This is a genomic window from Rhodoferax sp. GW821-FHT10B06, from assembly GCF_059415605.1.
The window spans coordinates 165,132-177,977 of the sequence record NZ_JBWKNO010000002.1 but is presented as its reverse complement, the minus strand read 5'-3'; the positions used below and the strand labels follow the sequence as shown (position 1 = coordinate 177,977).

At 61.8% G+C, this 12,846-nt stretch carries 12 protein-coding genes and 1 tRNA gene; all 13 read left to right on the top strand.

The window, feature by feature from the left end:
• Window positions 1-93 precede the first annotated feature (93 nt).
• Window positions 94-1,146, top strand: coding sequence for a phenylalanine--tRNA ligase subunit alpha (gene pheS / locus AC07O2_RS03620; protein WP_116604480.1), 1,053 nt, complete (start codon window positions 94-96; stop codon window positions 1,144-1,146).
• A 20-nt stretch (window positions 1,147-1,166) separates the two neighbouring features.
• Complete coding sequence (gene pheT / locus AC07O2_RS03615; protein WP_495074379.1) at window positions 1,167-3,614, top strand: phenylalanine--tRNA ligase subunit beta; 2,448 nt, start codon at window positions 1,167-1,169, stop codon at window positions 3,612-3,614.
• Between the two features lie 40 nt (window positions 3,615-3,654).
• A complete protein-coding gene (locus AC07O2_RS03610) occupies window positions 3,655-3,966 on the top strand; it encodes an integration host factor subunit alpha (RefSeq protein ID WP_495074715.1) in 312 nt (103 codons plus the stop codon).
• A 161-nt stretch (window positions 3,967-4,127) separates the two neighbouring features.
• Window positions 4,128-4,568: a MerR family transcriptional regulator gene (locus AC07O2_RS03605; RefSeq protein WP_495074378.1), complete on the top strand. Its 441-nt coding sequence runs from the start codon at window positions 4,128-4,130 to the stop codon at window positions 4,566-4,568.
• A gap of 26 nt (window positions 4,569-4,594) precedes the next feature.
• Window positions 4,595-4,671: transfer RNA gene (locus AC07O2_RS03600), tRNA-Pro, on the top strand.
• 253 nt (window positions 4,672-4,924) lie between these two features.
• A complete protein-coding gene (gene ddpX, locus AC07O2_RS03595) occupies window positions 4,925-5,494 on the top strand; it encodes a D-alanyl-D-alanine dipeptidase (RefSeq protein ID WP_495074377.1) in 570 nt (189 codons plus the stop codon).
• Window positions 5,495-5,578: 84 nt separating this feature from the next.
• On the top strand, window positions 5,579-7,180 hold the full coding sequence (locus tag AC07O2_RS03590) for an ABC transporter substrate-binding protein (protein WP_495074376.1): 1,602 nt from the start codon (window positions 5,579-5,581) through the stop codon (window positions 7,178-7,180).
• 89 nt (window positions 7,181-7,269) lie between these two features.
• Window positions 7,270-8,247: an ABC transporter permease gene (locus AC07O2_RS03585; protein ID WP_495074375.1), complete on the top strand. Its 978-nt coding sequence runs from the start codon at window positions 7,270-7,272 to the stop codon at window positions 8,245-8,247.
• Window positions 8,244-9,158, top strand: a complete 915-nt coding sequence (gene nikC / locus AC07O2_RS03580) for a nickel transporter permease (protein WP_495074374.1) — start codon at window positions 8,244-8,246, stop codon at window positions 9,156-9,158. Before AC07O2_RS03585 ends, nikC begins: the two co-directional genes overlap by 4 nt.
• Window positions 9,155-9,994 (top strand): ABC transporter ATP-binding protein, encoded by an 840-nt coding sequence (locus AC07O2_RS03575; RefSeq protein WP_495074373.1) that lies wholly within the window; start codon window positions 9,155-9,157, stop codon window positions 9,992-9,994. The genes nikC and AC07O2_RS03575 overlap by 4 nt, the downstream gene beginning before the upstream one ends.
• On the top strand, window positions 9,991-10,758 hold the full coding sequence (locus tag AC07O2_RS03570) for an ABC transporter ATP-binding protein (RefSeq protein ID WP_495074372.1): 768 nt from the start codon (window positions 9,991-9,993) through the stop codon (window positions 10,756-10,758). The genes AC07O2_RS03575 and AC07O2_RS03570 overlap by 4 nt, the downstream gene beginning before the upstream one ends.
• On the top strand, window positions 10,755-11,720 hold the full coding sequence (locus AC07O2_RS03565) for a dipeptidase (protein WP_495074371.1): 966 nt from the start codon (window positions 10,755-10,757) through the stop codon (window positions 11,718-11,720). Before AC07O2_RS03570 ends, AC07O2_RS03565 begins: the two co-directional genes overlap by 4 nt.
• Window positions 11,721-11,996: 276 nt before the next feature.
• The gene (locus tag AC07O2_RS03560; RefSeq protein WP_495074370.1) at window positions 11,997-12,842 is read left to right on the top strand and encodes an amidohydrolase family protein; all 846 of its coding nucleotides are present in this window, start codon (window positions 11,997-11,999) and stop codon (window positions 12,840-12,842) included.
• The last annotated feature ends 4 nt before the right edge of the window (window positions 12,843-12,846 follow it).

Below are 12,846 nucleotides of genomic sequence, written 5' to 3'. Positions count from 1 at the left end.
CCGCTATTCTTTGGATAGCGGTCTGTGCAAGTAATACAAGGGCTAGAGCTTGAAAAAGCACTAGCCCTTTGTCATTTCAAGACAAGAGATGTTATGAACGAGTTGGACGCAATCGTCAGTGCCGCACAAGCCAGTTTTCAGGGGGCGAGCACGCCTGCCGATCTGGAGAATGCCAAGGCCCAGTTTTTAGGTAAATCCGGCCGCATCACCGAGTTGATGAAAGGCATGGGGGCTCTGAGCGTAGAAGAAAAAAAATCACGCGGCGCCTCCATCAATCTGGCCAAGCAGGCCATCGAAGCCGCTCTGACGGCGCGCCGCAAAGCCTTGGCCGATGCCGAGCTGGACCTGCAATTGAAAGCTGAAGCCTTGGACGTGAGCCTGCCAGGCCGCCAGCGCGGGCAGGGCGGTCTGCACCCGGTGTCGCTGACGCTGGAGCGTATTGAGGCCATCTTCGGCTCGATGGGATTTGAAGTCGCCCAAGGCCCCGAGATCGAATCTGACTGGTTCAATTTCACCGCACTGAACACGCCGGAAGACCATCCAGCGCGCTCCATGCACGACACCTTCTATGTGGAAGGCGGCACCGCCACCGCGCCGAATCTGCTGCGCACCCACACCAGCCCGATGCAGATCCGCCATGCGGTCACGCATGTGAAGAAACACCGCGCTGCCATCGATGCAGGCCAGGTGATGCCCGAGATCCGCGTAATTGCGCCCGGCCGCACCTACCGCGTCGACAGCGACGCCACGCATTCGCCGATGTTCCACCAGTGCGAAGGCCTGTGGATCGGCGAGAACGTCAGCTTCAAAGACCTGAAAGTGGTCTTTACTGATTTCTGCCGCACCTTCTTCGAGTCGGACGACCTGGTGCTGCGTTTCCGCCCCAGCTTCTTTCCGTTCACCGAGCCCAGCGCCGAGATCGACATCCAGTTCCAGAGCGGCCCGCTGTCCGGCCGATGGCTGGAAGTGGCCGGCTCCGGCCAGGTGCACCCTAACGTGGTACGCAATATGGGCCTGGACCCCGAGAAATACATCGGCTTTGCCTTCGGCATGGGCCCCGACCGTCTGACCATGCTGCGCTATGGTGTGAACGACTTGCGACTGTTCTTTGATGGCGATATCCGCTTCCTCAGCCAGTTTCAATAAACCTTCAGCAGAACTAGACCATGCAATTTCCTGAATCCTGGTTGCGCGCCTTCTGCAACCCCGACCTGACCACCGAGCAACTGGCTGAAACCCTGACCATGGCCGGGCTGGAAGTCGAAGAACTGAAGCCGGTCGCGCCACCGTTTACCGGCATCGTTGTGGGCGAAATCAAGACCGCTGAGCAGCACCCGAATGCCGATCGCCTGCGCGTCTGCACCGTCGATGTAGGCCAGGCCGAGCTGCTGAACATCGTCTGCGGCGCCCCGAATGCCCGCGTCGGCATCCGTGTGCCCTGTGCCACGGTGGGCGCCGAGTTGCCACCCGGCGAAGACGGAAAACCCTTCCTGATCAAGGTCGGCAAACTGCGTGGCGTGGAAAGCCAGGGCATGCTGTGCTCGGCGCGCGAACTCAAGCTGTCCGAGGACCATGGCGGCCTGCTGGAGCTGGCGGCCGATGCACCGCTCGGTCAGAACATCCGCGAGCATCTGGCGCTGGACGACACCTTGTTCACCCTCAAGCTCACGCCGAATTTGGCGCATTGCCTGAGCGTGTATGGCGTGGCCCGTGAAGTTGCCGCATTGACCGGTGCGCCACTGCTGCCGCCTGAGTTTCCTGCGGTTGCTGCAAAGAATGCCGACCGCTTGCCAGTAAAGATCAGCGCACCCGATCTGTGTGGCCGCTTCTCCGGCCGCGTGGTGCGCAAGGTGAACCCCAAAGCCAAGACGCCGCAGTGGATGGTCGACCGCCTGGCGCGTTGCGGCCAGCGTAGCGTGACCGCACTCGTGGATATCTCGAACTACGTGATGTTCGAGCTGGGCCGGCCCTCGCATATTTTCGATCTCGACAAAATCCACGGCGGACTCGATGTGCGCTGGGGTCAGCCAGGTGAGCAGCTCAAGCTGCTGAACGGTAATACTGTCACCGTCGACGAAAAAGTCGGCGTGATTGCCGACGACCGGCAGGTTGAATCGCTGGCCGGCATCATGGGCGGCGACGCGACAGCCGTGTCGGACGATACGGTCAACATCTATGCCGAAGCCGCTTTCTGGTGGCCCAAGTCGATTGCAGGCCGCTCGCGCCGCTACAACTTCTCTACCGACGCAGGCCATCGCTTCGAGCGCGGTGTCGATGCCAGCCAGACGGTGGAACACCTGGAGCGCATTACCCGGCTGGTTCTGGACATCTGCGGCGGCGAAGCCGGTCCGATGGACGATGTGCAGGTGAATCTGCCCCAAGCCCAGCCCGTTACCCTGCGCGTGGCGCGTGCCGCCAAGGTGATCGGCATGCCGCTGACCCAAGCCCAGTGCGCCGATGCATTGAAGCGCCTGGGGCTGCCGGTGGTGGAGGGCGATGGCGTGCTGACCGTGACGCCGCCGTCCTACCGTTTCGATCTGACCATCGAAGAAGACCTGATCGAAGAAGTGGTGCGCATGGTGGGCTACAACCAGCTGCCGACTACGCCGCCGCTGGCGCCGATCACCGCCAAGATCCGTACCGAATCGCAGCGCAGTCCATTTGCCGTGCGCCGTGCGCTGGCCGGCTTGGGCTACCAGGAAACCATCAATTTCAGCTTTGTTGAAGAGCGCTGGGAGAAGGAGTTGGCGGGCAACCCCAATCCGATCCAGTTGCTGAATCCGATTGCAAGTCACATGAGTGTGATGCGCTCGTCCTTGCTGGGTTCCTTGCTACAGGTTTTGAAGTTCAACCTGGACCGCAAGGCCAGCCGCGTGCGGGTTTTTGAGCTGGGCCGCGTGTTCCTGCGCGATGCCAACGCGGTGAACTCCGACACCACCGTTGCCGGCTTCCACCAACCCATGCGCGTCGCCGGCATTAGCGTTGGTGCGGCCGACCGCCTGCAATGGGGGCGTAGCGAGCAAGGCGCCGACTTCTTCGACATGAAGGGCGATGTGGAGGCGCTACTGGCGCCACTGCAGGCACAGTTCGAGCCTGCCGAACATCCCGCTCTGCACCCCGGCCGTTGCGCGCGGGTACTGGTCAACGGACAGGCGATTGGTTTTATTGGCGAATTGCATCCCCAGTGGCGCCAAGGCTACGAGCTGGCGCAGGCGCCGATGCTGTTCGAGTTGGATTTGGATGCGGTGCTGCAACGCCCCGTGCCGGTGTTCGCGCCGGTAGCCAAGTTCCAGGCCGTCGAGCGCGATATTGCGGTGATCGTTGCAGAAGCCGTGACGCATGCGGCCTTGCTGGCGGCCGCGCAAGCGGCGGTAACCAACGGTTTGTTGCGCGATACCTTGGTCTTTGACATCTACCGTCCCAAGCCCACACCCAAGGGTGTTGAAGTCCAGCCGGTGGCGGCTGGTGGTCTGGCCCAAGGCGAAAAGAGTGTGGCTCTGCGCCTGACTCTCAACAGCGCGGACGCCACGCTGACCGAGGCGCAGATCGATGCTTCGGTACAGGCAGTACTGGCCCAGTTGACGACCCAATGCGGTGCACGTTTGCGTGCTTGATGAAATCGGTTTGACGCGACACGACATACTGGAGAACGCCGTGGAAATTGCGGTAGAGAGCCTGGAAACCCCGACCCTGACCAAGGCGCAACTGGCCGATTTGCTGTTCGAGCAGATCGGTTTGAACAAGCGTGAGTCGAAAGACATGGTGGATGCATTTTTTGACTTGGTCAATGCCAGTCTGGTTGAGGGCACGGACGTCAAAATCTCCGGATTTGGTAACTTCCAAATTCGTACTAAGGCACCTCGCCCTGGCCGCAATCCCCGCACCGGAGAGGCAATTCCGATCGATGCCCGCCGTGTCGTGACCTTCCATGCCAGCCACAAACTCAAAGAGCAAATCCAGGGTTGATGGCGGTTTAAAACACAGTCGTGCCCAGGGCGTGGCTGGTTAACGCATGTGATATTTGTCACGGCCGGTATCTGACCCGTTGAAAGTTATTTTTCCTTGGCATGAGACTTGGGTTAACCTTGTGGATTGATCCTGCACTCCATCCAATCCTCTTGATTCCCATGGGAAATTTACTTCCTAGCATTCCCGCAAAACGCTACTTCACCATCGGTGAAGTTGGCGAGCTATGCGGTGTCAAGCCGCATGTTTTGCGTTACTGGGAGCAGGAATTCACACAGTTGCGTCCGATGAAGCGTCGCGGCAATCGGCGCTATTACCAACACCATGAGGTGCTGATGATTCGGCGTATTCGGGACTTGTTGTACGACCAAGGCTTCACTATCAGCGGTGCCCGCAATAAGCTGCAGGAGTGGGCTAGTGGCGACCGCGACAAATTGCGCGAGTATGTGCCGGCGCTGGATGCCCTGGATGAAACCGAATCGTCGTTTGAGCGATTGGAAGACGTGGTTGCTTTAGAGGGAGATGATCTCGTGTCGCATCATCTGCTGTCTGTGCGTCAAGAATTGTTCGAAATTCGTGACCTGCTTTCAGAAGTGCTCTGAATTCGGGCTATAATTCAAGGCTTGATCGGTGTGTGGCGCAGCCTGGTAGCGCACTTGCATGGGGTGCAAGGGGTCGAAGGTTCGAATCCTTTCACACCGACCATTACGAACGACAAAAGCCGCTAAGGAGCAATCCCTAGCGGCTTTTCTCATTGGCCGCTCAGCAGTTCGGGTGGCAAGGCAGCATTGCTCGGCGGCGTACTGCGAGCCGATCTGGATATCGGGTGAGTGGTTCATAAATTGTTTAATGTTGCGTGCCTGAATTTGCTATGAAAGAAGTAGCTATTCGTGCAGGCGCAATATGCGCCAGTGCCTTGTTTTCTATAAACTGGCGACTTTGCCGAACACGCGTTTGCATGCCCATGCCCCATCCACTTGTACCAGTCCGCACTGAAACCCACGGGGTGGTGATCGAGCTGGCCTACGCCAGCCATAACAACATCGCTGGCCGGCCGATTTATGACTTCCCCCATTGCCTGCTGCACCGTGATGCTGAGCGCTGCCTGCGCCAGGCGGTAGACCTGGCAGCGCAGGCCGGCTACCGGTTGAAGATTTTTGATGCCTTTCGCCCGCATGAGGCGCAGGTATTGCTGTGGGAGTCCGCCCCCGACCAGGCCTACGTGGCCGACCCACAGATCGGCTCCAACCACACACGCGGCACGGCCATCGATCTGACGCTGGTGGATGCCCAAGGCCGCGAGCTGGACATGGGTACGGGCTTTGACGATATGACCGTGCAGTCCCACCATTTCAGCGAACAGGTTTCACCCGAAGCGCAGGCGAACCGCATGTTGTTGCTGAAGATCATGCGAGATGCCGGCTTTGAGCACATAGACCACGAGTGGTGGCACTATGCGCTACCCGACCATTACGCCTTGATCGACAGCGCGGCACTCGGCGATATGAGTCCGATGCGCAAGCGTTAGCACGCTTCTTGCTCGGGTTGATGTAGTGTTTGCACCATGGATGTGGTTTGTTTGGCAGCTTGTTTTAAACCGGAGAAACGACTGATGCGAATTTCAATACCTCTTCTGTCCCGCCGCGCCCTGGTCGCGTTGGCCGCCTCCGCAGTTGTCGCCGGGACGGCCATGGCCGCTACGCCCAAAGACACCCTGGTGGTAGCGTTTGCCTTCGACGACATCATCACCATGGACCCGGCGGAGCTGTTTGAGATTTCCGCCAGCGAAGTTGCCAACAACATCTATGACCGTCTGGTGCGCCTGGACCTGAGCGACCCGTCCAAGCTGGTGTCTGATATCGCCAAGTCGTGGACCATTTCTGCGGATGGCAAAACCTTCAGTTTTGAGCTTAAACCGGGGCTGAAGTTCGCCTCTGGCAACCCCTTGACGGCCGAGGACGTGGCCTTTTCCTTCCAGCGTGCGGTCATCCTGGACAAGGGGCCGGCCTTTATTCTGGGGCAGTTTGGCTTCAACAAAGGCAACGTCAAGGACAAGATCAAGGCGACCGGTCCGCTCACGCTGACGCTGGAGGTCGACAAGGCCTATGCACCTTCGTTCGTGTTGAACTGTCTGACTGCCGACGTAGCTTCCGTGGTCGATAAAAAGCTGGTGCTGGCCAACGAGGTGTCTGGCGACATGGGCTACGCCTGGCTCAAGTCCCACTACGCCGGCTCCGGTCCGCTCAAGCTGCGCGAATGGCGTGCCAACGAAGTGGTGGCGCTGGAGCGCAACGACAACTACTACGGCCCCAAGTCGCCGATGGCCCGTGTGCTGTACCGCCATATCAAGGAGTCTTCGACCCAGCGCCTGCTGCTGGAAAAGGGCGACGTGGACATGGCGCGCAACCTGTCGCCGCAAGACATTGCCGCCGTGGCTAGCAACAAGGACATCAAGAGCACCTCGTCCCCCAAGGGCACGGTGTACTACATCAGCCTGAACCAGAAGAACCCCAACCTGGCCAAGCCTGAGGTGCGCGAGGCCCTGAAGTGGCTGGTGGACTATGCAGCGATTGGCGATACCGTCATCAAGAATATCGGTGTCGTCGACCAGAACTTCATGCCCGTCGGCCTGCTGGGCGCCGCCAAGGACATGCCTTACAAGCTGGACGTGGACAAAGCCAAGGCTCTGCTGGCCAAAGCCGGCTTGCCCAATGGCTTCAAGGTCAGTATCGATATGCGCACCGTGCAGCCTGTGCAAGGCATTACCGAAGCCTTCCAGCAAACTGCCAAGCGTGCCGGTATTGACGTCGAAATCATCCCCGGCGACGGCAAGCAGGTGCTGACCAAATACCGTGCCCGCAGCCACGATATGTATATCGGCCAGTGGGGTGCCGACTACTGGGACCCGCACAGCAACGCTACCTTTGTGCAAAACCCCGACAACAGCGACGACGCCAAGTCCAAGACCCTGGCCTGGCGCAACGCCTGGGAGGTGCCCGCACTCGACAAGATGGCAGATGCCGCCGTGCTGGAGCGTGACACTGGCAAGCGCAAGAAAATGTACGAAGATATGCAGGCTGAGTTCCGCAAGACCAGCCCCTTCATCATGTTGTACCAGCAGGTCGAGGTGGCGAACGTGCGCAGCAATGTGCAGGGATTCAAGCTGGGGCCGACGTTCGGCACGAACTACATGTTTACCGTTAGCAAGCGCTAGCCGGTTTGCGCGCGCCTCAACAAGTGTCCGCTGGTGCGGGCACATCGCTGCGCTTATGGCTACGTGCTGCAGGTCGGTTTTTGTTGGCCATGGTGCTGACCTATCTGGGCCTGCTGGCGGTTACTTTTTTCATCGGCCGGGTCATGCCCATCGACCCGGTGCTGGTCATTCTGGGCGACCATGCCTCGGGCGACGCCGTGGCCCGGGTGCGTGAAGAACTGGGCCTGAACAAGCCGCTGTGGGAGCAGTTCATCATCTACATGGACAAGGTGCTGCATGGGGACTTCGGTATCTCGGTGCTGACCTCTAACCCGGTGATGCAGGACATACGCCATGTATTCCCCGCTACGCTGGAGTTGGCCACCCTGGGCATCCTGTTGGGCGCCGGCATAGGCGTGCCGTTGGGCGTGTGGGCGGCGGTACGCCGTGGCGGTCTGGTGGACCAACTGGTGCGGGTCATGGCCCTGGTCGGCTATTCCGTACCTATCTTCTGGCTGGGGCTGATGGGCCTGCTGCTGTTCTACGCCAAGCTGGGTTGGGTCGGTGGGCCGGGCCGTGTGGACGTGGCGTTCGAGTACACCCTGGAAAATGTTTCGGGCCTGTTGCTGTTGGACGCGGCCATGGCCGGGCAGTGGGATGCATTTGCCAATGTGCTGTCGCATCTGGTGCTACCGGCCTCGCTGCTGGGTTATTTTTCGTTGGCCTATATCAGCCGTATGACGCGGTCCTTCATGTTGCACGAGCTGTCGCAAGAGTATATCGTGGCGGCGCGTGCCAAGGGCTTGTCCGAGGCGCGCATCATCTGGCGCCATGCATTGCGCAATGCCGCCGTGCCGCTGGTAACGGTCATCACACTCTCGTACGCCGGGCTGCTGGAGGGCTCAGTGCTGACCGAAACGGTCTTTGCCTGGCCGGGCCTGGGCCTGTACATCACCAACTCGCTGCAGAACGCCGACATGAACGCGGTGCTGGGCGGCACGCTGGTGGTGGGCTCGGTCTTTATCGCCTTGAACCTGCTGTCGGACCTGCTCTACAAGACGCTGGACCCGCGCACCCGGAGTAGATGATGGAGTTATTGCAACGCTGGCACGGCTGGCTGATGAGTGAACAACCCAGCTCGCGCAAGCAGGCGGCCTGGGGCCGGGCCTACCACGCCTGGCGGGTATTCCTGCGCAACCGGCTCGCGGTACTGGGCCTGCTGACGATTCTGGCCCTGGTGCTGGTGGCCGTACTTGCGCCCGTATTGGCGCCCTATGCGCCCACGGTGGGCGACCTGCGTACCATGCGCCTGCTGCCGCCGTCCGCGCAGTTCTGGCTGGGTACGGACGATCAGGGGCGTGACATCCTGTCGCGGTTGATTTTTGGCGCACGCATCACCCTGGAGGTGGTGGTGTTGGTGGCCGTGCTGGCAGCGCCCATAGGCTTGCTGGTGGGCACAGTGGCGGGCTACGCAGGCGGCATGGTGGATGCGGTGCTGATGCGCATCACCGACATTTTCTTGGCCTTTCCCCGGCTGATACTGGCCCTGGCTTTTGTCGCGGCGCTGGGCCCGGGTATTGAGAATGCCATCATCGCCATTGCCATCACGGCATGGCCGCCGTATGCGCGCATGGCCCGCGCCGAAACCCTGACCATCCGCCAGGCCGATTACATCGCCGCCGTGCGCTTGATAGGCGCCTCGCCCTGGCGCATCGTGCTGCACCACATCATGCCGCTGTGCATGTCGTCGGTGATCGTGCGCGTCACGCTGGACATGGCCGGCATCATCCTCACCGCTGCCGGCCTGGGCTTTTTGGGCCTGGGCGCCCAGCCGCCCACACCCGAGTGGGGGGCGATGATCGCCAATGGCCGCCAGTATGTGCTGGACCAATGGTGGGTAGCGGCGGCACCCGGGGCGGCTATCTTTCTGGTCAGCCTGGCTTTCAACTTGGTGGGTGATGGCTTGCGCGACGCATTGGATCCAAAGGGCAACAAATGAGCGATCCCGTCTTGGTGGTGGACGATCTGCGCGTGTCCTTCCCCAACCGCGACGGCGGCTGGGCCGAGGTGGTGCGGGGTGTGTCCTTCACGCTGGGGCGCGAGCGCCTGGGTATTGTGGGCGAATCGGGCTCGGGCAAGTCGCAGACGGGCAGGGCGATTCTGGGCCTTACGGCACCAGAGGGTCGGGTGACGGCCCAGCGCCTGGCCTTCCACGGCACCGACCTGCTGGCGTGTTCGCCCAAAGAGCGGCGTGCATTGCGCGGTGGGCGCATTGCCATGGTGCTGCAAGACCCTAAGTTTTCACTCAACCCGGTGATGCGCATCGGCGACCAGATTGTGGAAACCTTGCGCGCCCACAGCCCCATCAGTCGGGGCGAGGCGCGCAACAAGGCGCTGGCCGCGCTGGAGGCGGTGCAGATCGACGAGCCCGAGCGTGTCTACCGCCTGTACCCGCACGAGGTGTCGGGCGGTATGGGCCAGCGCGCCATGATCGCCATGATGCTGATTGCCGAACCTGAGTTGCTGATTGCCGACGAACCCACCTCAGCGCTGGACGTGACGGTGCAGCTGCAGGTGCTGTCTATTCTGGACGGCCTGGTGCGCCAGCGCGGCATGGGCCTGGTGTTCATATCGCACGACCTGCGCCTGGTCTCCACCTTTTGCGACCGCATTCTGGTGATGTACGCGGGGCGCGTGGTGGAAGAACTGAGCGCTGGTGGCCTGGCGCAGGCCACGCACCCGTACACCCAAGGCCTGCTGAACTGCCTGCCGCAACTGAGCGCCCAGCGCCACCCATTACCTACGCTGGACCGGCAGCCGGAGTGGGCGCTATGAACCCGTCCATAGGTCTGCAAGTCGACAAGCTGCGCGTGGTCTTTGATGGCTTTGTGGCCGTGGCGGACACCAGCTTTGCCGTGCAGCCGGGCGAGAGCTTTGGCATCGTGGGCGAGTCCGGCTCGGGCAAGTCCACGGTCCTGCGCGCCATCTGTGGCCTGACGCCGCGCGCCGCCGGCACAGTGCAGCTGCTGGGTGCCGATACCTTGCCACAGCCGGGCAGCAAGGCATTCCGGCGTAGCGTGCAGATGGTGTTCCAGGACCCCTATGGCTCGCTGCATCCGCGCCACACGGTGGACCGGTTGCTGGCCGAGCCGCTGGCCATCCACGGCATGAACAACGCCGAAGCGCGCATCGCGCAGGCGCTGGACGATGTGGGCCTGGGGCAGGGCTTTCGTTTTCGCTTCCCGCACCAGTTGTCGGGCGGGCAGCGCCAGCGTATCGCCATTGCCCGGGCGCTGATACTGGAGCCGCAGATTTTGCTGCTGGATGAACCTACCTCGGCGCTAGATGCGTCCGTGCAGGCCGAGGTGTTGAACCTGCTGGAGGCCCTGCGCGCACGCCGGGGTTTGACGTTCATCATGGTCAGCCACGACCTGGCGGTCGTCACCCACCTGTGCCAGCGGCTGATGGTGATGCAGCGCGGCCAGACGGTGGAGATGCTGTCCGCCGCCGACCTGGCGGCCAGCCGCGTGACCCAGCCCTATACACGCCAACTGATGGAAGCCTCCAGCGGCTTTCGCCGAACCGGAGTTGCCGCATGATCCATTGGGAATCCCACGCCTGTTTGCCCTTGCACCCGCAGGCCAGTTTTGAACCGATCGAACAGTTGCGCGCCGCCGGCGTGCACTACGTGTCGATCAACGTCGGCATGGACATGAACCCGCTCAGCCAGGTGATGTCCGTGCTAGCCGGCTTCCGTGCCAGCATCGCCGCGCAGCCGGGTCGTTACCGGCTAGCCGCCAGCGTGGCCGACATCCAGCGCGCCCAGGCCGGCGGCCAGATCGCCATAGGCTTCGACCTGGAAGGTGCCATGCCGCTGCTGGAGCAACCGGAGATGGTGGCTTTGTACGCATCCCTGGGTGTGCGCCAAATCCACTTTGCCTACAACCGCAACAACAGCGTGGCCGATGGCTGCCACGATGTGGAGCGCGGGCTGACGCCGCTGGGCCTGCGCATGGTGCAGGCGGTGAACGCGGCCGGCATGCTGATGGACTGCTCACACACCGGGCGGCGCTGCAGCCTGGACATCATGGCGGCCAGCAGCCAGCCGGTGACCTTCAGCCATGCCAACCCCTTGGCCCTGGTGGAGCATGGCCGCAATATCACCGACGAACAGATACGTGCCTGCGCAGCCACCGGCGGTGTGGTGTGCGTGTCCGGCGTGTCCTTCTTCCTGGGTACGCAGACGCCATCGGTGCAAGACGTGGCGCGGCATGCCGCTTATGTGGCGAATCTGGTGGGTGTGCGGCACGCTGGCATTGGGCTGGACATCAGCTTTCGCCAGCCTGAGCTGAACGACGACCCGCCTGGCGACTACGACCCGAGCTACTGGTGGCCAGCGTCCATAGGCTATGACCGTGCCATCACCCGAGCCAGCTATGTACCGGTGTCCGCCTGGCAGCAACTGGACCAGGCGCTGCAAGACCAGGGCATGACGCCGGCCGAGACCGCGCTGGTCCTAGGCGGCAATATGCTGAGGGTGGCGCAGCAGGTCTGGCACTAACTGGATTTGCTATGCAAATAATAGCTGCTGGCGTAAGTATTGCCTGCGCTGGAGCCCTATTTTCCTAAATTGTGCAGCTGCTGCGTGACCCGGCCATGAAGTCCCTGGGGAATACCCGGTTGGCAGGTCTAGTCCCCAAATCAACAATACGGACATTTGTTTAAATTGGTCTTACCACTAGACCAATAATCCCACCCAAGACATTGCCATGACGACTGCTTTCACCGCCACGCTCACACCTTATACAGGCACCAAGCCTTTGTTTGGAGCTGCAGCATGAGGGTTGATGCACACCAGCATTTCTGGACCTTGGCGCGGCCCGACTACGGCTGGCTGACCCCGGCACTGGGTCCCATCTACCGCGACTTCCAGCCGGCCGATTTGCAGCCCTTGCTGGCCCAGCAGCAGGTGTCGCGCACCGTGCTGGTCCAGGCAGCGCCCACGGTGGCTGAGACCGACTACATGTTGGCCCTGGCCGCGCAGCACAGTTTTGTGCAGGGCGTGGTGGGCTGGGTGGATATGCAAGCCGCCAGTGCCCCGGCCGAGCTGGAGCGCCTGGCCGCCAACCCCGTATTCAAAGGCGTGCGGCCCATGCTGCAGGACCTGCCGGATGCCAGTTGGATCGCCAGCGCACCCATTGACGTGGCGGTGCAGGCCCTGTTGCGCCTGGGCCTGTCGCTGGATGCTCTGGTCAAGACCGCGCATTTGCCGCATTTGCTGCGCTTTGCCCAGCGCCACCCAGCGCTGCCCATCGTGATAGACCACTGCGCCAAGCCGGTGGTGGCACGCGGGCCGGGCCATATGGAGTTTGCGCAATGGCGCGACGGCATGGCGGCGCTGGCGCAATTGCCCCAGGTCTGCTGCAAGCTGTCCGGCCTGGTGACCGAGGTAGGCGTCGGCTGGCAGCCCGACATGCTCAGCCCCTATGTTGATACGGTGCTGGAGCTGTTCGGCCCGCAGCGCCTGATGTGGGGCAGCGACTGGCCGGTGCTGAACCTGGCCGCAGACTACCCAGCCTGGGTGGCCTGCAGCGAGCAGCTTTTGCAGCGTCTGGACCCGGCCTCAGCGCAGGCCGTGTGGGCGGGCACGGCGGAGCGCTTCTACCGGCTCAGTCCGGCCTAAACAC